This window comes from Thiothrix fructosivorans (assembly GCF_017349355.1).
Lineage (GTDB): Bacteria > Pseudomonadota > Gammaproteobacteria > Thiotrichales > Thiotrichaceae > Thiothrix > Thiothrix fructosivorans.
Genome location: NZ_JAFMPM010000006.1, coordinates 1,613,192 through 1,637,889 on the forward strand (window position 1 = coordinate 1,613,192; position 24,698 = coordinate 1,637,889).

23 protein-coding genes are annotated in these 24,698 nt (G+C 54.6%); 14 read left to right on the forward strand and 9 right to left on the reverse strand.

Annotated elements, in window-relative coordinates:
- Positions 1–86 precede the first annotated feature (86 nt).
- From J1836_RS11270 to J1836_RS11300, 7 genes are all read left to right on the forward strand, one after another.
- A complete protein-coding gene (locus tag J1836_RS11270; protein ID WP_207251179.1) occupies positions 87–464 on the forward strand; it encodes an HVO_A0114 family putative DNA-binding protein in 378 nt (125 codons plus the stop codon).
- A 65-nt stretch (positions 465–529) separates the two neighbouring features.
- Positions 530–832 carry a toxin-antitoxin system TumE family protein gene (locus J1836_RS11275; protein WP_207251180.1) on the forward strand — a complete coding sequence of 101 codons (303 nt, stop codon included), beginning with the start codon at positions 530–532 and terminating at the stop codon, positions 830–832.
- Positions 816–1,190 (forward strand): HVO_A0114 family putative DNA-binding protein, encoded by a 375-nt coding sequence (locus J1836_RS11280; RefSeq protein WP_207251181.1) that lies wholly within the window; start codon positions 816–818, stop codon positions 1,188–1,190. The genes J1836_RS11275 and J1836_RS11280 overlap by 17 nt, the downstream gene beginning before the upstream one ends.
- A gap of 173 nt (positions 1,191–1,363) precedes the next feature.
- Positions 1,364–2,485 (forward strand): efflux RND transporter periplasmic adaptor subunit, encoded by a 1,122-nt coding sequence (locus tag J1836_RS11285; RefSeq protein WP_207251182.1) that lies wholly within the window; start codon positions 1,364–1,366, stop codon positions 2,483–2,485.
- Positions 2,485–5,580, forward strand: coding sequence for an efflux RND transporter permease subunit (locus J1836_RS11290; RefSeq protein ID WP_207251183.1), 3,096 nt, complete (start codon positions 2,485–2,487; stop codon positions 5,578–5,580). The genes J1836_RS11285 and J1836_RS11290 overlap by 1 nt, the downstream gene beginning before the upstream one ends.
- A 187-nt stretch (positions 5,581–5,767) precedes the next feature.
- Positions 5,768–6,010, forward strand: coding sequence for a hypothetical protein (locus tag J1836_RS11295; RefSeq protein WP_207251184.1), 243 nt, complete (start codon positions 5,768–5,770; stop codon positions 6,008–6,010).
- Positions 6,010–6,408 carry a type II toxin-antitoxin system VapC family toxin gene (locus tag J1836_RS11300; RefSeq protein WP_207251185.1) on the forward strand — a complete coding sequence of 133 codons (399 nt, stop codon included), beginning with the start codon at positions 6,010–6,012 and terminating at the stop codon, positions 6,406–6,408. The genes J1836_RS11295 and J1836_RS11300 overlap by 1 nt, the downstream gene beginning before the upstream one ends.
- A gap of 46 nt (positions 6,409–6,454) precedes the next feature.
- Here the strand turns inward: J1836_RS11300 and J1836_RS11305 are convergent, their stop codons facing one another.
- Positions 6,455–7,297: a transglutaminase family protein gene (locus J1836_RS11305; RefSeq protein ID WP_207251186.1), complete on the reverse strand. Its 843-nt coding sequence runs from the start codon at positions 7,295–7,297 to the stop codon at positions 6,455–6,457.
- A 115-nt stretch (positions 7,298–7,412) separates the two neighbouring features.
- On the opposite strand from J1836_RS11305, the gene J1836_RS11310 reads away from it, so the two are divergent.
- Positions 7,413–9,200, forward strand: a complete 1,788-nt coding sequence (locus J1836_RS11310; protein ID WP_207251187.1) for an AAA family ATPase — start codon at positions 7,413–7,415, stop codon at positions 9,198–9,200.
- Here the strand turns inward: J1836_RS11310 and J1836_RS11315 are convergent.
- From J1836_RS11315 to tal, 3 genes are read right to left on the reverse strand one after another with little or no spacing between them, the layout of a single operon-like run.
- Complete coding sequence (locus tag J1836_RS11315; RefSeq protein ID WP_242632839.1) at positions 9,197–10,666, reverse strand: phosphoketolase family protein; 1,470 nt, start codon at positions 10,664–10,666, stop codon at positions 9,197–9,199. The two genes, J1836_RS11310 and J1836_RS11315, sit on opposite strands and share 4 nt — an antisense overlap.
- A complete protein-coding gene (locus J1836_RS21550; protein WP_242632797.1) occupies positions 10,548–11,300 on the reverse strand; it encodes a phosphoketolase family protein in 753 nt (250 codons plus the stop codon). Before J1836_RS21550 ends, J1836_RS11315 begins: the two co-directional genes overlap by 119 nt.
- A gap of 13 nt (positions 11,301–11,313) precedes the next feature.
- The gene (gene tal, locus J1836_RS11320) at positions 11,314–12,405 is read right to left on the reverse strand and encodes a transaldolase (RefSeq protein WP_207251188.1); all 1,092 of its coding nucleotides are present in this window, start codon (positions 12,403–12,405) and stop codon (positions 11,314–11,316) included.
- Positions 12,406–12,542: 137 nt separating this feature from the next.
- Between tal and tnpC (J1836_RS11325) the strand changes: the two genes are divergently transcribed.
- The 6 genes from tnpC (J1836_RS11325) (at position 12,543) to J1836_RS11350 (ending at position 18,191) form a co-directional block, all read left to right on the forward strand.
- Positions 12,543–14,063 carry an IS66 family transposase gene (gene tnpC / locus J1836_RS11325; protein WP_242632798.1) on the forward strand — a complete coding sequence of 507 codons (1,521 nt, stop codon included), beginning with the start codon at positions 12,543–12,545 and terminating at the stop codon, positions 14,061–14,063.
- 50 nt (positions 14,064–14,113) lie between these two features.
- On the forward strand, positions 14,114–15,691 hold the full coding sequence (tnpC, locus tag J1836_RS11330; RefSeq protein WP_242632653.1) for an IS66 family transposase: 1,578 nt from the start codon (positions 14,114–14,116) through the stop codon (positions 15,689–15,691).
- 238 nt (positions 15,692–15,929) lie between these two features.
- Positions 15,930–16,466: a hypothetical protein gene (locus tag J1836_RS11335; RefSeq protein ID WP_207251189.1), complete on the forward strand. Its 537-nt coding sequence runs from the start codon at positions 15,930–15,932 to the stop codon at positions 16,464–16,466.
- Positions 16,467–16,526: 60 nt separating this feature from the next.
- Positions 16,527–16,967, forward strand: coding sequence for a host attachment protein (locus J1836_RS11340; protein WP_207251190.1), 441 nt, complete (start codon positions 16,527–16,529; stop codon positions 16,965–16,967).
- A 21-nt stretch (positions 16,968–16,988) separates the two neighbouring features.
- Positions 16,989–17,876, forward strand: a complete 888-nt coding sequence (locus J1836_RS11345; RefSeq protein WP_207251191.1) for a DnaJ C-terminal domain-containing protein — start codon at positions 16,989–16,991, stop codon at positions 17,874–17,876.
- A 3-nt stretch (positions 17,877–17,879) separates the two neighbouring features.
- Positions 17,880–18,191 (forward strand): chaperone modulator CbpM, encoded by a 312-nt coding sequence (locus tag J1836_RS11350; protein WP_207251192.1) that lies wholly within the window; start codon positions 17,880–17,882, stop codon positions 18,189–18,191.
- On the opposite strand, the gene J1836_RS11355 is transcribed toward J1836_RS11350, so the two are convergent.
- Genes J1836_RS11355 through J1836_RS11375 form a run of 5 tightly spaced genes read right to left on the reverse strand, consistent with a single transcriptional unit; the run spans position 18,157 to position 24,690 of the window.
- Positions 18,157–20,709, reverse strand: a complete 2,553-nt coding sequence (locus J1836_RS11355; protein ID WP_207251193.1) for a cation-translocating P-type ATPase — start codon at positions 20,707–20,709, stop codon at positions 18,157–18,159. The genes J1836_RS11350 and J1836_RS11355 overlap by 35 nt on opposite strands.
- Positions 20,706–21,446 (reverse strand): ABC transporter ATP-binding protein, encoded by a 741-nt coding sequence (locus J1836_RS11360; RefSeq protein WP_242632799.1) that lies wholly within the window; start codon positions 21,444–21,446, stop codon positions 20,706–20,708. The genes J1836_RS11355 and J1836_RS11360 overlap by 4 nt, the downstream gene beginning before the upstream one ends.
- Positions 21,418–22,647, reverse strand: a complete 1,230-nt coding sequence (locus J1836_RS11365; RefSeq protein WP_207251194.1) for an ABC transporter permease — start codon at positions 22,645–22,647, stop codon at positions 21,418–21,420. The genes J1836_RS11360 and J1836_RS11365 overlap by 29 nt, the downstream gene beginning before the upstream one ends.
- Complete coding sequence (locus tag J1836_RS11370; RefSeq protein ID WP_207251195.1) at positions 22,644–23,873, reverse strand: efflux RND transporter periplasmic adaptor subunit; 1,230 nt, start codon at positions 23,871–23,873, stop codon at positions 22,644–22,646. The genes J1836_RS11365 and J1836_RS11370 overlap by 4 nt, the downstream gene beginning before the upstream one ends.
- Positions 23,854–24,690: a transglutaminase-like domain-containing protein gene (locus J1836_RS11375; protein ID WP_207251196.1), complete on the reverse strand. Its 837-nt coding sequence runs from the start codon at positions 24,688–24,690 to the stop codon at positions 23,854–23,856. The genes J1836_RS11370 and J1836_RS11375 overlap by 20 nt, the downstream gene beginning before the upstream one ends.
- Positions 24,691–24,698: the final 8 nt, after the last annotated feature.

Sequence of the window (24,698 nt, forward strand, 5' to 3'; positions counted from 1 at the left end):
TATAACATATTGATGACCTTCACCACTGTTCGCTTATGCTATGTTTGGTAGCAAGCACACAAGAGCTTTATCGCAGGGGTAAACGCATGAACCAAAACATCCTGACCATCAAAGTAGGCACAAGCATCCAGTCCTCACTGGCACTCGCCCAACAAATGCTAGAACGCCTCGAAGTCGGCGAAGAACCCGCTCCTTACTTCGGTGTAGGCTTCAAAAACGTCAGCCAGATGCTCAGTGTTTTCACCCCCAAACGTTGGGACTTGCTGGCAGTGTTACGCGAACACGGCGTAATGAGCATTGCCGAACTCGCCCGCACCTTGCAACGCGACTACAAAAACGTCCATAACGACGTGGAACGCCTGATGGAATGGCTTGCCATCGAACGCGATGCTAACGGCAAAATTTTCACGCCCTACTCAGAAATCGTAGTTGACGTGCATCTGCCCCAGCAAAAAGCGGCTTGAGGAAATAACGCTAACAACACCAAACAGCATTGATTTCACCCCTCATCCGTTGTCATAATGTCAACATGAAAGCAACACTCATCCTGAAAGACAGAATCGTGTACGAAGGCGGATACATACAAGAAATGGTGATCTGGGAAGTGCCGCAACCCGTGGCAGGCAGTCAGCATCTCTACAAATATCGCCTATTCTTCGGACTACCAAATGATCGGATTGTCGGTTATGACAACGAACGCCCCAAAGGTGATCACCGACACTATGGCGAGCGCGAAGAGGCTTACCCTTTCGTTACCATCCAGCAACTGGTTGGAGATTTTTTAGCTGATGTAGAAGAACAACGGAGGCAATACCATGCAAAACAACCCTAAACGCACCCTCGAAATCAAAATCCAATCTGAAAAACAGGCGATGCAAGCCTCAGCAGCGCGTTTCCTGACTGCGTGGAATAAAAGCGAATACGCAGGCGAATACCTGACGTTCACTTCCCCCAGCATGTTTTTTGAGGTGATCAACGCCCGTCGTTGGGATTTGGTTATAAAACTGCAAACCCTCGGTAAAACCAGCATCCGTGAACTAGCGCGGCAGTCAGGGCGTGATGTCCGACGGGTACACGATGACATTAAAATCCTCATCGAACATGGCATTGTCGAACAAGATGCGGAGGGTGTTTGCGTACCCTACGACGAGATTCATGCCGACTTCACCCTGATGGCAGAGGCTGCGTAACCCGCCAACCCCTGCTTGCTGCTCTTTGTCTGTAAACGGCACATCGCATCGGAAACGGATTTTCCGTATGACCTGACCTATACGACCCTGATTTTATCAGTTCTAATGGTCATGGTAGGCGGGATATTGTTAGCCTACCTGATACGCTACGTGCTATGAGAACAAAGGTCATTATGCGAAACACCGCCAAATTCACCATCACGCTGACAGCCCTGTTGCTGGGCGCTGCTTTGCTCAGTGCTTGTGGCGAGACCAAGGACGCGCAGGGCAAAGCGCCACCGAAAGAAACCGAAGTCGGTGTCGTCACCCTGCAACCCGAAACCGTCACCCTGACCAATGAATTAGCGGGGCGAGTCACGCCGTTGCAAAGCGCCGAAGTGCGCCCGCAAGTCACCGGCATTATCCAGGAACGCCTGTTCCAAGAAGGCTCGCAAATCAAAAAAGGCACGCCACTTTACCAAATCGACAGTGCCACCTACCAAGTTGCCGTCGATACTGCCGCCGCCCAGCTTGCCAAAGCCGAAGCCACCTTGAACGCCGCTCGCAGCAAAGCCCAACGCGGGCAAGGCTTGGCAACACGCGGATTAATCAGCCGCGACAGCCAAGATGACCAGCTCACCGAACAAAAACAAGCTGAAGCCGATGTCGCCGTGGCGCAAGCCGCCCTGAAAACTGCCCGCTTAAACCTTGCTTACACCCAAGTCAAAGCCCCGTTGGACGGTTTCATCGGCAAATCCGCCGTCACCGCTGGCGCATTAGTCACTGCCAATCAAGCCACTACGCTGACCACCATCCAGCAACTCGACCCGATTCTGGTGGACATTACCCAGTCGAGCGCGGAATTGCTTAACCTGCAACGCGATGCCGCCGTACCCGTCAAACTGCTTTTATCGGATGGCAGTGCCTACGCCCACGCAGGCAAACTGGCATTTACCGACCTGAACGTCGATGCCAATACGGGCAGTGTCACCATTCGCGCCGAATTCCCCAATCCCGACCGCCAGTTGCTACCGGGGATGTTCGTGCGGGCGTTGCTGGGTTCAGCCGTGCGTAACAATGCGCTACTCGTGCCGCAACAAGGCGTGACTCGCAAAGCCAATGGCGAAGCCAGCGTTTGGGTCGTGAAAGCCGATCATTCGCTGGAAAAACGCACCGTACAAGCCACTCAAGCGATTGGCAGCAAGTGGTTGGTGGAAAGCGGTTTGCAAGCAGGTGAACAGGTCGTGGTGGATGGCTTGCAAAAAATCAAGCCGGATACGAAGGTCAAGGCTGTGCCAGTCGGCGGGGGTAAGTAATGTCCCGTTTCTTCATTGACCGCCCGATTTTCGCGTGGGTTATTGCTATCGTCATCATGTTGGCGGGTATCCTCGCCATTCCCAAGTTGCCGATTGAGCAATACCCCGACATTGCGCCGCCGACCATTTCGGTGAATGCCAGCTACCCCGGCGCATCCGCCAAGATTGTCGAAGATTCGGTGACGCAAATCATCGAGCAGCGCATGACGGGGCTGGATGGCTTGCAATACATTGCCTCCAGCAGCAGCTCATCCGGCAGTGCCAGCATATCGCTCAGTTTCAGCGCGGATACCGACCCCGACATTGCGCAAATGCAGGTGCAAAACAAGCTGCAACTGGCGTTGACACAATTGCCCGAATCGGTGCAACGCCAAGGCTTGCGCGTGACCAAAAGTTCCAGCGGCTTCCTCGTGGTGCTGGCGTTTGTCTCCGCAGATGGCAGTATGAAACAGACCGATATTGCTGATTACATCACCACCAATATCCAAGATTCGATCAGTCGGGTGGAAGGGGTCGGCAATACGCAAGTGTTTGGCGCGGCGTATGCGATGCGCATCTGGCTTGATCCGTTCAAGCTTACCCAATACAAGCTGACCACCAGCGAGATCAAAAGCGCGATTCAAGCACAAAACACCCAAGTATCGGCGGGGCAATTGGGGGCAACGCCTGCCATGCCTGACCAGCAATTAAACGCTACTGTCACCGCGCAATCGCGCTTGCAAACCCCCGAACAATTCCGCGCCATTGTCCTGAAAACAGCGGCGGATGGGGCGGTGGTACGTCTCAGCGATGTGGCACGGGTGGAATTGGGTAGCGAAAACTACGACGTGATTTCGCGCTACAAGGGGCAGCCGTCGTCGGGTTTGGCGGTGACGTTGGCGAGTGGTGCCAATGCGCTGGCAACCGCCGAAGCCGTGCGTGCCAAACTCACCGAGTTGGAAGCCTATTTCCCGCCCGGTTTGAAGGCTGAAATTCCCAGCGATGCCTCGCCGTTCATTCGCATTTCCATCAAGGGTGTGATCATCACGTTGCTGGAAGCGGTAGCACTGGTGTTCTTGGTGATGTTGGTGTTCCTGCAAAATTTCCGGGCAACCTTGATTCCGACCATTACTGTGCCCGTGGTATTGCTGGGGACGATGGCGGTGTTGTACGTCGCGGGTTATTCCATCAATACCTTGACGCTGTTTGGCGTGGTGCTGGCGATTGGTTTGTTGGTGGATGATGCGATTGTGGTGGTGGAAAACGTGGAACGTTTGATGGTGGAAGAAAAGCTTCCAGCGCGTGAAGCCACCCGCAAATCCATGACACAAATTACCGGCGCATTGGTGGGGATCGCGCTGGTGTTGTCGGCGGTATTCGTGCCAATGGCGTTTTTTGGCGGATCGACAGGGGTGATTTACCGCCAGTTTTCGATCACGCTGGTGTCAGCAATGGGCTTGTCGGTGCTGGTGGCGTTGGTGCTGACTCCGGCGTTGTGTGCGTCGTTGTTGAAGGAGAAGAAGTCCCCCCCATCCCCAGCCCTTCCCCCGCAAGGGGTGAAGGGAGCAAGAAAAAATGTGTACCAAGCTATCGTCAAACGCATGATCCTAAGCCCCTTCCGCTACCTGATCATCTACGCACTAATCATCGGTCTGATGAGCTTTTTGTTCGTGAAACTCCCTACCTCTTTCCTGCCTGACGAAGACCAAGGCGCGTTATTTGTGCAAGTCCGCTTGCCACCGGGGGCAACGCAAGAACGTACCCTCAAGGTGATTGCACAGGTCGAACAGCATTTTATGGACAAGGAAAAGGACGTGCTGAAAGGCATGTTTGCCACTGCTGGCACAGGCACATCCGGCAATAGCCAAAACGTGGCGCGGGTGATTGTGCGTTTGGTGGACTGGTCGGAACGTCCCGGTGCTGATCAGACAGTACAAGCTGTGGCGCAACGGGCAACTGCCGCATTCAAGCGCATCCGCGATGCCAGCGTGGTGGCAAATGCACCGCCTGCGGTGCGCGGTTTGGGCAATGCGTCGGGGTTTGAAATACGCTTGCAAGACCGTGCCGGATTGGGGCATGAAGCTTTGGTGGCAGCGCGGGATGATTTCGTGAAGCAAGCGAGTCAGGACGAACGGCTTACCGGCGTGCGTGCCAATGGGCAAGACGATACCGCCCAGTATCAAATCGACCTCGACATTGCGCAGGCGGGGGCAATGGGCGTGTCGATTGCCACCATCAATGATACCTTGTCTACCGCGTGGGGTGGCTCATACGTCAGCGATTTCATCGACAAGGGGCGGGTAAAGAAGGTGTACGTGCAGGGCGAAGCCAGCAGCCGTATGTTGCCGGATGATTTGAAGCTGTGGTTTGTGCGCAATGCGTCCGGTGAAATGGTGCCGTTTTCAGCGTTTGCGACGGGGCGTTGGGTCTACGGTGCGCCCGTGCTGGAGCGTTTTAACGGCATGTCGTCGATGGAAATCACGGGTGCGCCAGCGGTGGGCGTGAGTTCCGGCACGGCGATGCAGATTGCGGAAGACATTATCAAAGGTTTGCCAGCAGGGATCGGCTTTGAATGGTCGGGCATGTCGGCACAAGAACGGGCATCGGGGGCGCAAGCACCGTTGCTGTACGCGATTTCGATGCTGGTGGTGTTTTTGGCGTTGGCAGCGTTGTATGAAAGCTGGTCGATTCCGTTTTCGGTCATGCTGGTTGTGCCGCTGGGAATTGTCGGCGCATTGCTGGCAACCTACACACGCGGTTTGAGCAATGACGTGTATTTTCAGGTGGGTTTGCTGGCGACGATTGGGCTGTCGGCGAAAAATGCCATCCTGATTGTGGAATTCGCCAAGGAATTGATGGGGCAAGGTTATGGGCTGATTGAAGCAACGTTGGAGGCGGTGCGGATACGCTTGCGTCCGATTTTGATGACCTCGCTGGCGTTTATTCTGGGTGTATTGCCGCTGGTGATTAGCACAGGGGCAGGGTCAGGCAGCCAGCATTCCGTGGGGACGGGCGTGATGGGCGGGATGATTGCCGCGACCGTGCTGGGGATTTTCTTTGTGCCAGTGTTTTTTGTGGTGGTGCACAAGATTGTTTCTCGCGCAAAACACCATTAGCCTAAATAGTGTCACGAAATTTATTTATTAATTGGTCAATCACCATCCATCAGATTGCCACTAAATTATGCAGCAACTAAGGGAAGCCACATTAGCCAACAGTCAAAATACTGAACGCCTGCTGTGTTTACGCTATCATAAGCAATCTGTCACTCTTTCCGACATGATCAAAAGGAGGATAACAATTATGTTGCTTGCACCCGACCACGACATTATCCACAGGATTGAAATCCTACCCCCCGAAGCACTGAAAGAATTACGCCAGTTTATTGATTTTCTGTACTTTTCCTACAAAGTTCGCTCTCCCGCAGAGAATGCAGCCACTACTATTTCTACCCCCAATCCATTAGCCGCATTGGCAGGTTGCTGGGAAGGCGAGTTGATACGTGAGCCGCAAGGGACATTTGAGGTTAGACGAGGATTAGACTGATGTGGCTGCTGGATACTAATGCTTGGATTGCCTATCTCGGCAAGAAGCCGTCTCCTGTCCATCAACGTGTAGCTGCCGCACCGCAAGGGACGGTGTTACTTTGCGATGTAGTGAAAGGTGAATTGTTGTTTGGCGCTTATAACAGCGCACGTCAAACGGAAAATTTTACCCGTCTGCACACATTGTTTGCAGTCGTTGACTCTCTGCCATTTGATGGTAAGGCTGCTGATCATTTTGGCGAGATACGTGCCTACCTGAAAAAACAGGGTAAACCCATCGGCCCGTATGACTTACAAATTGCTGCCATTGCCCGTGCTTGCGATTTGACGCTGGTCACACATAACACGGACGAATTCAAGCGTGTACCCGATTTACGCTTGGAAGATTGGGAACTGTAGTCAGAACATCGAGGATAACCTCACCATGTGGTGGTGCTGAAACTGGTTACAAAGCTGTCACCCAAACGCCCACCGTAAGCGTTGCCCCCGGTGGCCCGACGAATGCGCCTGCCACGGGTGGCACGGATTCGGGCAAGCGGGCGACCGCTACGGCGATGTGGTCGGTGCCGACGATTGCGCCAATGGTCGGGTCGAAACCTTTCCAGCCTGCGCCGGGGAGGAACACTTCTGCCCACGCATGAGTCGAGCCTAAGTCGGTTGGGGCAAGTTGGGTGTGCAAATAGCCGCTGACAAAACGCGCGGCGAAACCCAAGCTGCGGGCAGCTTCCATGAACAGATACGCCGAGTCACGGCATGAGCCTGTGCCACGAGTGAGCGTTTCGGTGGTGGATTGCACCCCCGGTTCTTCGCGCAATTGATACACCAAGGTTTGCTGGATGCGGATGGCAAGGCGTTGCAACAAGCTGTAGGTTTGAATCTTCTCGCCCGGTTGCCAGACGCTGGCTACCCATTGGCGCAACTGACCGTTACTCACGGTATTCATGTAGGGCGCGAGTACCACTTTGTCTTCCGGCTTGTAGGCGAAAGGGTAGTGTGTCGCGTAATCTTCCACCAAAAAATCGAGCGGCGACTGGTTGTATTGCTGGATGATGATTTGGCTTTCGATCGCAAGCTGCTGGGTCGGCGTGGTGAAGGTGGCGATGGCAACGGAATTGTCTTCCACGTCCCGATGCCAGCGCAGGGACGCGGCGGGCGTAATGTCGAGGGTGGAAGATTCGATGTGTAGTTCGTAGCCTTCGCGGGGGCGCAGGCGCAAAGTGTGCGGTTCAAGGCGCACGCTGGCAGGGAAGTTGTAGTAGGTGCGGTGTAGGATTTTATAGCGTTGCATAAAGGTGATGCTCTAAGGGATCATTCAGAAGCGAAATGACACTGTGCAGCATAACACTTCTTGTACCTGCCCGTGCTAAACTGACTGCATATATCAGTCAAAATGTTGCCATACTATGATCCAATTTCCCTACGGTATCAGTGATTTCCAGCGCATTCGCTCCCAAGGTATGTTGTACTTTGACCGCACTGCCCACATCCCCGCGATAGAAGCCGCAGGCGATCAGTTGGTGTTCCTGCGCCCGCGTCGGTTTGGGAAATCCCTGCTGTTGTCAACGCTGGCGAATTACTACGACCGCCACACGGCAGATGACTTTCCTGCGCTATTTGGCGATCTTGCCATTGGCAAAAATCCTACCGCCGAACACAACCAGTACCTGATCTTGCGTTGGGATTTTTCCAAAGTGTCGGGGCAGGGTGATATTGAACAGATTAAGCGCAATCTGTTTGAGCATATCAACGTGGCGATTGAGGAGTTCGTGGAAAAGTACCGCCATACCCTGACCTCTGCGGTAACGATTTTGCCTCACAATGCGATTGCTTCATTTGAATCCTTGGCGGGCGTAGTCAAAAACAGCGGGCATACCGTCTACCTGCTGATTGACGAATACGACAATTTCGCCAATGAAATCCTCACCAGTGACCCGCGTGATCGAGTACGTTACCACGACTTGCTGGAAGGCGAGGGCGTGTTGAAAACCTTGTTCAAAGTGATCAAGGCGAGTGCGTCCGAGGGCAAAATTTCGCGGGTATTCATCACGGGTGTTTCCCCCGTGGTATTGAGCGACATGACCAGTGGCTACAATGTTGCCACCAGCATTTATCTGGATGAACGTTTCAATGCCTTGTGTGGGGTGACGCAAGACGAACTGACGTTGTTATTGCAGCAAATTCTGCAAGCCCATCAGCAGGATAGCAGTAAAATTACGAGTATTCTGGATGTGATGCGGCGATTCTATAACGGCTACCGCTTTTGCGAAGTGTTGACGTTGCCGCTGGTGTATAACCCCACCTTGAGCTTTTACTTTTTGCGCCATTACCAGCAGAACGGCGATATGCCGCGCCAAATGCTCGACGGCAATCTGGCGATGGATGCGGGGCGTATCCGTTACATTGTCAACCTGCCAGCAGGCGCGGCAGTGATTGACCAGATTCTGGATGAAACCCGCACCACCCCCTTGCGGCAATTGGAAACCCGCTTCGGGGTAGAACAATTGCAACGGGTGCAACACGATCCGACTTACATGCTCTCCCTGCTGTATTTTTTTGGCGTGTTAACGATAGCAGATGTGGATGGCATGGGGCGGCTGGTGCTGGCAATCCCCAATCTAGTGATCCGTGGTGTGTATGTTGAGCAACTCAAAGAACAAACCTTGCCGCGCTTTGAAGACCAGCAAACCGCACAATACTTGGCAGAAAACTTCTACCAGACGGCTGACTTGCAGCCCGTGGTCGAATTTGTCGAGAAAAAATATTTCGCCGTGTTCAGCAACCGTGATTACCGCTGGAGCAACGAACTCACGGTGAAAACCGCCTTCATGACGCTGCTGTTCAACGATCTGTATTACATTATGGATTCGGAAGCGGTCATCCAGCGGCGTTATTCTGACCTGTTGATGATTATCCGCCCCAATATGCGGCGTTTCCCGCTGCTGAAAGACATTGTGCTGGAATTCAAATACGTGTCGCTGGCAGACGCCAAACTCACGGCGGAACAGGTGCGCAACCAATCCCGTGAAGCTTTGACAGCATTACCTGTGGTGCAGACAGCGATGCAGGCGGCGTTGACCCAGTTGCAGGATTACCGTCAGGCACTGGAAACCAAATACCAGCAACCTGAGCGTTTGCATTGTTTGGCAGTGGTGTCGCTTGGGTTTGAGCGTGTGTTGTGGGAAGCGTGCTAACGCCACATCCAATCCCGAATTTCCGGCATATCTCGCCCATACTGGTTAATGTACTGCCGATGTTCTACCAGCTTGTCCTTAAGCTGCTGCTTCAGATAACTACCCTTGTCGCCTGTTTGCGGCAAGCGGTCAATGGCATCCATCACTAAATGGAAGCGGTCGAGGTCGTTCACCACCGTCATATCAAACGGCGTGCTGATCGTGCCTTCTTCCTTGTAGCCGCGCACATGGAAATTGTCGTGGTTGGTGCGCCGATAAGTCAGCCGATGGATCAGCCACGGGTAGGCATGGAACGCAAAAATCACCGGCTTATCCTTGGTGAAAATCGTGTCGAAATCGGCATCGCTCAAGCCGTGTGGATGCTCGCTCTGCGGTTGTAGTTTCATCAGATTGACAACGTTCACCACGCGAATTTTCAGGTCGGGTAAGTGTTCGCGCAGGATCGACACCGCCGCCAGCGTTTCTAGCGTCGGCACATCGCCACAGCACGCCATGACCACATCAGTTTCCGCCTCTTGGTCGTTACTTGCCCATTGCCAGATGCTAATGCCTTGGGTGCAATGCTTGACGGCGGCTTCCATCGACAGCCATTGCGGGGCAGGGTGTTTGCCCGCAATCACCACATTGACGTAGTGGCGGCTGCGCAAGCAATGATCCATCACCGACAGCAGGCAGTTGGCATCCGGCGGAAAATACACCCGTACAACTTCGGCTTTTTTGTTTACCACATGGTCAATGAAACCGGGGTCTTGGTGGGTAAAACCGTTGTGGTCTTGCCGCCACACGTGCGAAGCCAGCAGGTAATTCAGCGAGGCAATCTTGCGCCGCCAAGGTAGATGCGCGGTGACTTTAAGCCACTTGGCGTGTTGGTTGAACATCGAATCAATGATGTGGATGAAGGCTTCGTAGCAATTGAACAGCCCATGCCGCCCGGTCAGCAAATAGCCCTCCAGCCAGCCTTCGCATTGGTGTTCGCTGAGCATCGAATCCAGCACCCGCCCGCTGGGGGCGAGAAATTCGTCATTCGCTACGGTCGCCGCATCCCATTGACGCTGGGTGACTTCAAACAGGGCTTCGAGGCCGTTGGACAACGTTTCATCGGGGACGAAGATGCGAAAATTGCGTTGCTTACCGTTCAGTGTTGCCACATCGCGCAGGAAACGTCCTAGCACATGCGTATCGCCAATGCCGCGCACGCCCGGTGTGGGTACATCCACCGCGTAATCCTGAAAATCCGGCATCCGCAAATCGCGCAGTAATATGCCGCCGTTGGCGTGAGGGTTTGCACCCATACGCCGTTCACCCGTGGGCGCAAGTTCTGCCAGTTCCGCGAGCAAACGCCCGTGTTTATCGAAAAGCTCTTCTGGTCGGTAGCTTTTGAGCCAATCCTCCAGCAATTGGAGGTGTTCGGGATGAGCGGCGGGGTTGGAAAGGGGCACTTGATGCGCTCGGAACGTGCCCTCGATTTGCACGCCATCGACGATCTTTGGCCCCGTCCAGCCTTATTGGCAACACCACCCCATCCGTGACCGGATCAAGGAACTTGTTGGAATGCCATGACGTTGCCAGCGGCCCCGTTTCTGCCTCGCCATCGCCGACCACGCACGCTACCACCAAATCGGGATTGTCGAATACCGCGCCAAACGCATGACTGAGCGAATAGCCCAGTTCGCCGCCTTCGTGGATCGAACCGGGGCATTCCGGCGACGCATGGCTGGGAATACCGCCGGGAAACGAAAATTGCAGGAACAGCTTTTGCAACCCGGCTTCATCTTGGCTGATGTCGGGGTAGATTTCGCTGTACGTGCCTTCGAGGTAGGTATTGCTCACCACCGCAGGCCCACCGTGTCCGGGGCCGGAGATGTAGAGCATGTTGAGATCATATTGCTTGATGATGCGGTTCAGATGCACGTAAATGAAATTCTGTCCGGGCGTTGTACCCCAATGCCCTAGCAGGGTGTGCTTCACATCCGCCAGTGTCAGCGGGCGTTTTAACAGCGGGTTGTCGAACAGGTAAATCTGTCCAACGGAGAGGTAGTTAGTGGCACGCCAGTAAGCATCCATCCGACCTAGCAGTTCGGGGGAAAGTGTGGTGGTCATGGTTCAAGATTCCTTATTCGGCGATACGTTGCGTAAGGATGGTTAGTAGCTTATCGAACGGCTTATTGAATTTTTCGACACCTTCGTCTTCAAGCTGTTGGGTGAGTTGGTCGAGGTCGATGCCTAGCGCGGGCAGTTGTGCCAATACTTGGTGGGCTTCTGCGATACTTTGTTCGAGCCGCGCTTGCGGTTCGCCGTGGTCGCGGTAGGCGTTCAGGGTTTCCATTGGCAGGGTGTTGACAGTATCTGCGCCGATCAATGCTTCTACGTATTTCACATCACTGAACGCTGGATTTTTGCTGCTGGTACTTGCCCACAGCAGCCGTTGGACGTTCGCACCTTGGGCTTCCAAGACTCCAAAGTGATCACTATTAAAGATTTCTTGGTAGATTTGGTAGGCGATTTTCGCGCTGGCAATCGCTACTTGCCCGCGTAATGCTTGTGCTGTTGGGGTTTCCAGCAACGGATCTAGCAGCGCGTCAATGCGGCTGATAAAGAAGCTGGCGACGCAAGCCACTTGCTGTACGGGTTCGCCTTGCGCGAGGCGGGTTTCAATGCCTGCGATATAAGCCTCAGCGACTTGCCGATAGCGCGGTAAGCTAAACAGCAACGTGACGTTGACGTTAATGCCTTCGCTAATGAGTTGTTGGATGGCGAGCAATCCGGCGGTAGTCGCGGGGATTTTGATGAAGACATTCGGGCGGTTCAAGGCTGTCCACAAGCGGCGTGCTTCCTGCAATGTGCCGTCGGTATTGTGCGCAAGGTGCGGGTTGACCTCCAAACTAACGTAGCCGTCTTTACCGTTGGTGCGGTCGTAAAGTGGGCGGAATGCGTCAGCGGCACTTTGTACGTCTTGTTGGCTGAGGGTTTCGTAGATGGTTTCGGCACTGTTGTCTTGCTGTGCCAGCTCGCGAATGGCTGCGTCGTAAACGTGGCTATCGGTGATTGCTTTCTCGAAAATGGCGGGATTGGAGGTGATGCCGCGCAAGTCATCGTCCTCAATCAAACGTTGCAGTTCGCTGCTGGTGATCAGGTCGCGGCGGATGTAATCCAGCCAGATGGATTGACCGAAAGTGGCTAATTGGTTTAGGGGGTTATTTTGCATAAAGGCACTTCTTGAGCGTAATACGGTTCTATGATTTATGATAAAAGCGCATGGGGTTTTTACGCTTAATATCCGATGATATTGTAACTGAACAGTCCCCCCTTACCCAAACGCACTAAATTTGCGACACTCCCCCGATGACCCAACAACTGAAAGACCACAGCCTCAAACAGCTTAACAGCCAGTACCTTGCCAAGCTCACGCCGGAGGAACTGCTGCACCTGTCGACCAAGTTGTTGCATGACCTGAAAGAAGCGCGGGAACAGATCAACCAAAACTCCAACAACTCCTCCAAACCACCCAGCAGCGGTTTCCCGTGGGAAACGTCACCCAAAACGGTGGCTTTGCCCGAAACAGAAGGGGTGGGTGCAGCCAGAGGAAAGCCAACCCCGGAACCAGAAGCTGTGGCGGGCACAAAGCCAGCCCAACCAGCCAAACGCAAAGCGGGTAAACAACCCGGCGCACCGGGTTATGGTCGGGTATGGCATCCGCCCATCAATGCAGACGAACACCATTACCCCAGCCGATGTGAAGCCTGTGGCAGGTCCCTGGATGCGGCTGTCTCCCGTATTTATACCGCCTATGACAGTGTGGACATCCAGTTTGGCACGGATGGGAACCCCGGACTGACCGTCATCACCACCCGCCACCACCTTCACGATAGCGTATGCACCTGCGGTCATGTGAGCCGCCATATCCCGCATCGCCAAGCTCCCGACCCGTTATACCCGGAGGTTGATGTGGGCGAGTGGCGGCTGATTGGGGGCAATCTGGCGGCACTTATTGTCCACCTACGGCTGCGCTCACGCTTGTCACTGCGTGGCACACAAGAACTGTTGCGGGAGGTGTTGGGCATTCCCCTAAGTGTCGGGGTGTTGCAGCAATGTTTTGAGGAAGCAGCCGCGAGTGCTTCTCCATTGGAAGATGCCTTGGTGGAAGGGCTGTTGGCAGAAGCCACCGCTGACGGCGGGGTGCTGTATATTGATGAAACCTCTTGGAAAGAGCGTGGCGAAGCCCTGTGGCTATGGACATTCGTCACCACCCTCAGCGTTTGTTTCTACGTAGGGCAGCGCACCATTGAAATGCTCGACAACGTGATTAGCCCCCACTTTGGGGGCTGGCTGATGAGTGATGGCTATGCCGCTTACCGCCACCACCCCAAACGCTTGCGTTGCTGGGCGCACCTGATCCGCAAAGCCCGTGGGCTGGCAGAATCACTGGACAAAGACGGGCGGACGTTTGGCAACTTCACCCTCGCTTGGCTGAGGGTATTACAGGACGACATTTACGCTTGGCGGGCAGCAGGCGGCACGGTGGGGACGCAAACCGACGTGATCCGTCAACGCCATCAGGCAAAACTCCTGGAATTCAGGGCATTATGCTTGATCCATGCCGTATCTGCCCATGACAAGACGGCGGCACTGGCGAAAGAGTTCATCAATGATTGGGATGCCATTTTCCGAATCCTTGACCACCCGTGGCTTCCCTTGACCAATAATGAGGCTGAGCGGGCGTTGCGCCATTGGGTGATCCTGCGCAAAACCAACCATGGCACAAAGAGTGCTACGGGGAGCCGTGCGTTTGCCATGCTGGCCAGCATCATCGGTACTTGCCGCAAACGTGGACAGTCTGCCTTGGCTTATCTTGCCAGTGTGTAACTGAACAGTCCCCCCTTACCCAAACGCACTAAATTTGCGACACTCCCCCGATGACCCAACAACTGAAAGACCACAGCCTCAAACAGCTTAACAGCCAGTACCTTGCCAAGCTCACGCCGGAGGAACTGCTGCACCTGTCGACCAAGTTGTTGCATGACCTGAAAGAAGCGCGGGAACAGATCAACCAAAACTCCAACAACTCCTCCAAACCACCCAGCAGCGGTTTCCCGTGGGAAACGTCACCCAAAACGGTGGCTTTGCCCGAAACAGAAGGGGTGGGTGCAGCCAGAGGAAAGCCAACCCCGGAACCAGAAGCTGTGGCGGGCACAAAGCCAGCCCAACCAGCCAAACGCAAAGCGGGTAAACAACCCGGCGCACCGGGTTATGGTCGGGTATGGCATCCGCCCATCAATGCAGACGAACACCATTACCCCAGCCGATGTGAAGCCTGTGGCAGGTCCCTGGATGCGGCTGTCTCCCGTATTTATACCGCCTATGACAGTGTGGACATCCAGTTTGGCACGGATGGGAACCCCGGACTGACCGTCATCACCACCCGCCACCACCTTCACGATAGCGTATGCACCTGCGGTCATGTGAGCCGCCATATCCCGCATCGCCAAGCTCCCGACCCGTTATACCCGGAGGTTGATGTGGGCGAGTGGCGGCTGATTGGGGGCAATCTGGCGGCACTTATTGTCCACCTACGGCTGCGCTCACGCTTGTCACTGCGTGGCACACAAGAACTGTTGCGGGAGGTGTTGGGCATTCCCCTAAGTGTCGGGGTGTTGCAGCAATGTTTTGAGGAAGCAGCCGCGAGTGCTTCTCCATTGGAAGATGCCTTGGTGGAAGGGCTGTTGGCAGAAGCCACCGCTGACGGCGGGGTGCTGTATATTGATGAAACCTCTTGGAAAGAGCGTGGCGAAGCCCTGTGGCTATGGACATTCGTCACCACCCTCAGCGTTTGTTTCTACGTAGGGCAGCGCACCATTGAAATGCTCGACAACGTGATTAGCCCCCACTTTGGGGGCTGGCTGATGAGTGATGGCTATGCCGCTTACCGCCACCACCCCAAACGCTTGCGTTGCTGGGCGCACCTGATCCGCAAAGCCCGTGGGCTGGCAGAATCACTGGACAAAGACGGGCGGACGTTTGGCAACTTCACCCTCGCTTGGCTGAGGGTATTACAGGACGACATTTACGCTTGGCGGGCAGCAGGCGGCACGGTGGGGACGCAAACCGACGTGATCCGTCAACGCCATCAGGCAAAACTCCTGGAATTCAGGGCATTATGCTTGATCCATGCCGTATCTGCCCATGACAAGACGGCGGCACTGGCGAAAGAGTTCATCAATGATTGGGATGCCATTTTCCGAATCCTTGACCACCCGTGGCTTCCCTTGACCAATAATGAGGCTGAGCGGGCGTTGCGCCATTGGGTGATCCTGCGCAAAACCAACCATGGCACAAAGAGTGCTACGGGGAGCCGTGCGTTTGCCATGCTGGCCAGCATCATCGGTACTTGCCGCAAACGTGGACAGTCTGCCTTGGCTTATCTTGCCAGTGTTATTACCGCTGCCCGCGCTGGCTTTGCCCTGCCCGCTTTACCGCAAGGGGTGGGGATGTGATCAATTACGCCAGTGTTATTACCGCTGCCCGCGCTGGCTTTGCCCTGCCCGCTTTACCGCAAGGGGTGGGGATGTGATCAATTACATGATATTTAGATAAATATCAGTATTTGTCTTGTTTTCATTAGGCGCTAAATTTGCTTATGTTGCAAGCTTCTGTCATTATTAATGCAGAATCTACTTATTTTAATAAAATAAATATTTCCGTAACATAATAATCATTTGACGGAGAAAAACGATGGACACGTCTACTAATCAACCCGCCACCTTCAAACAGGTATTGAAGGTTGATGCCGCACTGTTTGTGGGAATCACTTTTCTGGCCTTGTTAGGGGTGGGTGTTACCAATTACCGCATAGACAATGCCTACAGCTATTGGAGCTATATGCTGGTATTTCTAGCGTTGATGACGACAGCGTGGGGAAGCTGGCGTTCCAAAAAACTTGGGCTGTTGCATGGTGGTAAGCTATTGTATCAGCAAGCTATTTTGTGGGGTTCGGCGTTGGTTGCCGTGGCAGTGATTTATCGACTGCTTGAGGCGGGGCGTATCAATGTGGATACGACTGGCTTGCTAGTGTTATTGATGCTGACTTTCGCTACGTTTGTTGATGGAATGTTGGTGTCGTGGAAATTATATGTAGTGGGAGCGCTATTATTGTTGACTCTACTAATGGCTGCTTATGTTGGACAGTTTCTGTGGATCATTCTATTAGTCGCCGTGGTATTAATCGCACTGGTTTTGATTTTTGTGGTATGGAAAATACGCTCTTATTAAAATGAACTATACTATAAGGTATAGGATTCGTCATATTTAACAACAGAAGGAGTTAATGTCATGACAATTTGGATTGTTGTTGCGAATGCGACACTGGCACGTTTTTTTAGTGCAGCACCATTAAATGCAAATGCTGCGCTTATTGAGTTGGAAGATAAGGTGCATCCCAGTTCCCGTTTACATGGGCGTGATTTGGAAACTGACCCACCGTCGCGTGTCTTTGATTCGCAGGGGCATGGTCGCCATGCGGTAGAGCCATCCACCGATATAAAAGAGCAGCAAGCCGAAGCGTTTGCGCTTGAATTGAGCAACTATCTGGAAGAAATGCGTAGTGCCAACCGTTATGACAAGCTGTACCTCATCGCTTCACCGCATTTCCTGGGTTTATTGCGTGGGCATTTCAGGCAAGGGGTGACGGATTTGCTGGCTGAAACCGTGGATAAAGACCTGACTCGCCATTCGGTGGAAGAAATCCGCGCCCATCTGCCTGATTTTATGTAATGAAATGCAGGGGGGAATACGATGGAATACAAGGATTATTACAAAGTTCTGGGTTTGACCAAAGAAGCCACGCAGGATGATATTAAGCGTGTTTACCGTAAATTAGCGCGTAAATACCACCCCGACATCAGCAAGGAAGCGAATGCCGAGGAGCAGTTCAAAGAAGTGGGCGAAGCTTACGAAGTGTTGAAAGACCCGGAAAAACGCGCTGCCTATGATCAGTTGGGTGTTGATTTGCACGCCCAGCGTGATTTCCGTCCGCCGCCTTCCAATGGCACTGCGGGGGCGGGTCAGTCTGCCGATTTTGATGATTTTCTTGCCAATCTGTTTGGTCAACGTGGGCGGGGCGGTGCAGGGCGGACGCAAGCCATGTCAGGTGAAGACAGTCACTTCAAGGTGTCGATTGATCTGGAAGATGCTTACCGAGGGGCGACGCGCAGCTTGAATTTGCGCTCTCCCCAGCAAGATCGCACACTTAATGTCAAAATTCCCAAAGGGGTCAAGCAAGGCCAGCATATCCGCCTACAAGGGCAGGGCAACCCCGGTATCGGTGGTGGCAGTGCGGGCGATTTGTATCTGGAAATCGCTTTCAACCCGCATCCGCTGTACCGCGCCGAGGAACTCAATGTTTATCTGGAATTGCCGATTGCCCCGTGGGAAGCCGCATTGGGTGGTAGCGTTAAAGTGCCAACCCCGGATGGTGCGGTGGATATGAAAATTCCGGCGGGTTCTTCCAGTGGGCGTAAGCTACGGCTGAAAGGGCGGGGCATTCCAGCGCAGACACCGGGCGATTTCTACGTCACCTTGAAAGTGGTGATGCCGGATACCCTCAGCGATAAAGCCAAGGCTTTGTACAGTGAATTGGCACTGGAACAAGCCTTTAATCCGCGTGCCGGAATGGGAGTGTGAGTGATGCAAACTGCTTTAAATGAAGTGATCGGCAGGATTCTGGAAGACGACGCACGCTTCTCGCTGGAGGAGTTGTGCCGTTCTTGCAACCTGCTACCCGAACAGCTTTTGGAAATGGTGGACGAGGGCATTATTGATCCCATCGACTACCAGCAAACCACCACCGCTTGGCAGTTTGCGGGCAATAGCGTGGTGCGGGTGCGTACCGTGATCCGGCTTCAGCGTGATTTGGGTGTCAATCTGGCAGGTGCTGCTTTGGCGGTAGAATTGCTGGATGAAATCAAGGGTTTGCGGGGTAACGTGCCGCGTGGCTAGTCGTTTTGCCACTGACCCAGCGCAAGATTTCCAAACATACGCCAATTCCCAGCACTAGAGCCGTGCCTGCGAGCAGTTGGGGTACGCCCATGACACTAAACCCCATAACATCACGCAGCACGGGAACGGTAAAGACCACCACGAGCAGTAATCCCACCGCGCCAAACATGCGCCAAATCCACGGATTGCTTGCCGTCAATCCATGCAACAGCGTCCGCGCCGCATCACGATTGGCAAGAATGAGCAAGCATAACCCCAGCACCAAGCCCATGAACATGGCGCCGCGTATTTCATCCGCCTGAAAACCTTGCCCATCCAGCAGCCAATACCCCAGCAGCAACACTTCCGCCACTGCAATGCCTTGTAGCAGCGGGTAAAGCAGCGCACTAAACGCAAACGGCGAATCCGTTAGTTTACGCGGGGGGCGCGTCATAATGTCGCTGGCTTCCGGTTCAGCCTCGAACACAATCGAACAGGCAGGGTCGATCAGCAATTCCAGCAACACGATATGCACGGGCAGCAACAGCACCGGCCAATGCAACAACGCCGGAATCAGTGCCAATACAATAATCGGCATGTGTACTGCGAAGGTGAACGCGGTAGCCTTGGTGATATTGTCGTAAATGCGCCGCCCTTGGCGAATCGCCGCGACAATGCTGGCAAAGCTGTCATCCAGCAGCACCAGGGCGGCGGCTTCGCGGGCGACATCCGTGCCGCGTTCGCCCATGGCAATGCCAATATTGGCGGCTTTGAGGGCGGGCGCATCGTTGACCCCATCGCCGGTCATGGCGACCACTTCACCGTTTTGTTGCAGTATCTGCACCAGCCGCAGTTTTTGTTCGGGTTGCAAGCGGGTGAACATATCCACTTGCTGCAACTGTTCGTGCAATTCGGCATCGCTGAGTGCCGCCACTTCCGCGCCCGTCATCACCGCCGTGCGGGTGCTGAGGTTGACCTGTTGTGCAATGGCACGAGCAGTGGCAGGGTGATCGCCCGTCATCATGATAATGCGCACCCCAGCGGCACGGCATTCGGCAATTGCAGCGGGTACTTCGGGGCGAGGCGGGTCAACAAACCCTACTAATCCCAGAAACGTAAAGCTGAAATCGTGTTGGCTGGGCGGTAATTCTTTGCTTTGCCATTGACCTTTGGCAATGCCCAATACACGCAAGCCGCGCTCTGCCATGCTCAGCACTTGCTGGTGGATAATGTCGCGTTCAGCAGCGGGCAGATGGCATAAATCCGCCACCGCTTCGGGCGCACCTTTGCACGCCAGCAAATGCGTGTTGGGGTCATTGCTGGAAAATACTTGCGTCATTGCCAGTATTTCCGCAGACAGGTCGTACTGAAATTCGGGTGCTTGTGAATGCCAATGTTCCGTACCCTTCAGCCATTGCTGGGCGAATACCCGAATGGCTTTTTCCATCGGGTCGAAAGGGTCGAGCGGCGTGGCTAACAGGGTGAATTCAGCGAGTTCGTGGAAGGTTTCCGGCAGGGCGTTTGCGCCTTCATTGCGGAAGGTTGCACCCGCTGCCACCAGTTCTTCCATCTTCATGCGGTTTTGGGTGAGCGTGCCGGTTTTATCCACTGCCAGTACCGTGATTGCGCCCAAGGCTTCGACCGCTGACACGCGCCGCGTCAAGACCTTTTGCTTGGAAATACGCCATGCACCCAAGGCCAGAAACACGGTCAGGATGACGGGGATTTCTTCCGGCAAAATCGCCATCGCCAGCGCAATACCGGACAGCAAACTGTCCAGAAACGCCCGTCCATCCCACAGCCAGCCTAGCAATACTAGCAGCGTGGCGAAGGTCAAACCCACGATGGTCAGGATGATAATCAGTTTGCGCGAGGCTTGTTGCAGACCGGAAGGGGCTTCTTGCGTCGAGGCCAAGGCTTGCCCGATGCGCCCGACAGCGGTATTCACGCCGATCGCGCTGACTTCCGCCAGCCCCACGCCTTTGGTGACGACGGTGCTGGCATACAGGGACGCGCTGCTTTCGCCCTCTGGTGGGGCAAAGGTTGCGCCAGCCGTGGGCGATTTGTTGACCGGCACGGCTTCACCCGTGAGCAGGGATTCATCCACGCTCAATTGCCCATCGAGCAGCAAGGCATCAGCGGGGATGCGGTCGCCTTCGTGCAATACCAGTACATCGCCGCGTACCACTTCGCGCCCCGGAATGCGGATTTCCTGCCCATCACGTACCACCAAGGCTCGCGGGGCGGAAAGGTCACGCAAGGATTCCAACGCACGTTGCGTCTTGCGTTCTTGCGCCAAGGTAATGCCGATCACGACGAACACGAAACCGAGCAGGAACGAGGCTTCGGCACGATCCCCCAAGGCGAGGTAGATGCCGCCCGCACCCAACAGCATCAGGAACATGGGTTCGGTAAACACGCTTAAGGCGATGGCAAACAGGGATTTGGGGATACTGCCGGGGAGCATGTTTTCGCCGTCGGCTGCTAAACGGCGGGCGGCTTCGGCTTGGGTAAGGCCAGTGTGGTTAGTTTTCATCATGGGGAAGACACTCGGTTGGCTTTGTCTGAATCAATGCGCCCGTCCACCAACTCAATAATGCGGTCGCAACGTTGCGCCAAGCGCGGATCGTGGGTGACGATTAAAAAGCTGGTATCGCTGGCTTCATTCACGCGGCGCAGCAAATCAAACACATTGTCGGCGGCTTTGGTATCGAGGTTGCCGGTAGGTTCGTCCGCCAGCACCAGCGCGGGTTGCATCACCAACGCGCGGGCAATGGCGACGCGCTGCTGTTGACCACCGGATAAATCATTGCTCATGTGTTTGCCCACGTCAGTCAGCCCCACTTGCTCAATCAATTCGGCAGCGCGTAAACGCATGGCTTCATCGGGTCGACCTCGTGCCGCCAGCAATGGCAACATCACGTTTTCCAGCGCGGTAAATTCGGGCAACAGATTGTGGAACTGGAACACAAAACCAATCGACTTGGCGCGTAACAATGTCAGCTCCCGATCCTGCAATTGCGTCGTCGGTTGCCCCGTAATCAACAATTCACCCGCCGTCGGTTTGTCGAGCAAGCCAATCAGGTTCAACAGCGTGCTTTTGCCCGACCCAGAAGGGCCAATCAGCGCCACGAATTCGCCGCGTTCGATGGTTAAATCCAGCCCGTGCATCACTTCGGTTCCCGCAGGCAAACCCACATTGTAGGCTTTGCGGATGCCCTTGAGTTGCAGGGTAATGGCGTTGAAGTCAGCCACGAATCGCCACCGCTGGGTCAAGCCGCGCCGCTTGCAGAGCAGGGAACAAGGCGGCGAGTATCCCCACCAGCGTTGCGCCCACGGCTGCGTACACAAACAGCATCGGGTCAAACGTAATCGGGAAAAGCTGCGTGCCATCCGCATTAATGGCGATATTGCGCCACGCGATTAAAAACAACCAACCGACGAATGCACCCAATAGCGAACCAATCAAGCCCGTCAACGCCCCTTGCAGTAAAAACAGCCGCAGGATTTGTTGGCGCGATGTACCCGTCGCCCGCAAGATGCCAATCGCTTTGGATTTTTGCACCACCGACACCACCAACACGCTGGCAATGCCCAAGGCAGCAGTCAGTCCCACGAAAAAACGGATCACGGTGTTGGACATGGATTGTGCTTCCAACGCGCTAAAGAATTGCGCATTGGTAGCAATCCAACTATCCACTTTCAAGCCGGTTTGCGCTTGAATGGTTTGCGCCACGGTTTCGGCAGTAAACGGCGCATCCAGATTCACTTCGACGCTGGTGACACCGCCCGCCAAATCGAGCAGGCTTTGCGCGGTGCGTAATGCGATGTATACCGAGCGCGAATTCATCCCGCTATTGCCGTAATCGAAAATGCCGCGAATGCTCAGGGTTGCCGTGCCGCCGGACGCGGTTTGCAAATTGAGTTTGTCCCCCGTCCACACGCCTAAATCTTTCGCCAAATCCAAGCCGACCAGCATATCCGTGCCAGTGATATTGGCTGTGCCTGCGATGATTTTGCTGTTGAGGGCGATGAGTTGCAGGTAGGTTTCTGGCTCAATACCGGTCAAGCCGACGGCTTTGTTAGCCTCGCCGCGCACGATAAAACCCGCACCCGCTACCACTGGCGCAACGACGCTAACCCCGTCCATTTTCGCCACTTGCGCGAGGACGGTTTGCCATTGGTCGACCGATTGCAAGCGTTGCGCCCGTGGTTGTACCAGCGTGGCAAGCATCGCCCCATCTTCCGCTTGATGCAGTGGGCGCGACACTTCTTTGGGCGGCAGAATGATGATTTGCGCCTGAAAATCCAGCGTGCGTTTGAACAAATTGGTTTGCAGCCCGCTAATCAGGGCAGAAATGAACACAATCACTGATACGCCGAGTGCGACACCCGCCATAATCAGCAAAGTTTGCATCCGTGCTTGGCGCATGAAGCGAATCGCTAAAATCCATTCAAAGGGCATGGCTGAATTCATGGTAGCAATGTCACCCGCACGCGCTGGTCGGCTTTGATCAGGGCTAAATTTGCCGGAATCACCGCTTCACCTGCTGCAAGACCGCTTAACACTTCCACGTTTTCGTCGCCGTGCAAACCGAGGGTGACGGTTTGTTTCACCGTGCGATCATTGCGCACTACCAGCACCCACGGCGTATCGCTGCTGGGTTCGTGTAATGCGCCAGTAGGGATTACCAGCGCATCCGGCTTTTTAGCGGTTTCTATATCGACTGAAACGGTCATGTCTTGGCGCAAGTACGCCGGTGGCTCTTTGACCCGCAGTTTTACCTCCACCGCGCCGCGTGTCGCATCCACGCCGGGGTTGATGTAGGCGACTTCGGCATTAAAACGCTGTTGGGGGAAAGCATCGGCGGAACTCAGTGCAACTTGTCCGACGGCAAGTTTTCCGAGGTTTTTTTCGTCGATTTGCACTTCGATTTGGGTTTCGCCTTGCGCTGCCAACACCATGAGGGCTTTGCCAGCGGTGGCAATATCGCCCGGTTCAATGCTGCGGCTGATCAGCGTGCCATCGGCAGGGGCGAGGATGGCGGTTTGCGCCAGCTTGACCTGTGCGAGTTGCAAGGATGCACGAGCTTGATTCAGGGCGGTGGTGGCAAGTAGTGCGTCGCTGCCTTTGGTTTGGTTGCTTTTTACTTGTAATTGGGCGGCTTCCAGCTTGCTATTGGCAACATCCAGATTGCGCTGGGCGGTGTCCAGTTCGGTTTTGCTGATGTATTTCTGGTTGTTGAGCGAGCGGATGCGGGTGAGTTGCTGACCGGTTTGTTCGACATCGGCTTGTGCTTGGCGCAGTGCTTCTTGCGCGGTGGGTAGCGCGACTTCGCGTTGCTGGCGCAGTTTGGCTTCGGCGAGTGCTACGGCGGTGGTGGCTTGGGCGAGGCTGGCGCGGTCGGTGCTGTCGGCAAGCTGGATTAACAAATCGCCGCGTTTGACCGCTTGACCTTCTTTGACGGGAATGTGAGTGACGCGCCCCGTGATTTCCGCCGCCACTGATACACGTTGAGGCCAAGTGATGCGCCCGCTGGCAACTACGGTTTGGCGTAATTCGCCCTGAACGACGGCTTGGGCTTCAACGGGTGTGCCAAAGAGCAGATTGCGTGCGAAATAGCCGCTGATGAGTAGCACAATCGCGATCACAAGGGCGGGGCGATAAAAGCGTTTTAATGTATTAAGGAATGCAGCGGACATTAGGTGATTTATCCATAACGGTATTTTCTTGCTCTTTGAGAAGCTGCACGCAAACGGTTTGGGCGGTGGGGTGTACCGCAGGGCCAAACTGATTGTAAACCGCGACATCCGCCGCATCCCGACCGTAGCCCAGTACCACATAGCCGCCGTTGAGTTCGGCTTGCGTGGCATCAAACGTGTACCAACGTCCACCGACATAGGCTTCAAACCAAGCGTGTAAATCCATCGGGTCGAGTTGGTAGAGATAACCCACCACCATGCGGGCGGGAATGCTCAAGCTGCGGCACAAGGCAATGCCAAGGTGCGCAAAGTCGCGACAGACACCCGATTGCTTGCGGTTGACTTCGATTGCCGACACCGGAATATTACTGCTGCCCGGTGCAAAAAGGATGGTGGCACGCAACCAAGTCGCAATCGCTGCGACCTGATCGTAACCTGCTGGCTGCCCTGCGGTAATCTCGGTTGCCATCTGCCCAAAACGATCGGATTCACAGTAACGGCTGGGCAACAAGTAGCTGAGTTCAGCATCGGGCAGATCCTGAACTGCCACGAACGGCGCTCCCGGTGCTTGATCCACGTCATTGGCGGTCATGACTTCGGCAGAGGTGTACACGGTGAAAATTCCCCGTGGGGCTACCAGCCGTTGACAGAGGTTGCCGTAGTTATCTGTGAATTCAAACACTGGCACGCTAGGGACGAGGCGGTATTCCTCGCGGGTAATCCATTGCTGCATACCACTGCGTGGGCGCAACATCAGCACAAACGGTGTCGGCGTAAGAATCTCGAACGCCAAATCGCAGCTCGTATATAAGCGCATAGTTGTTA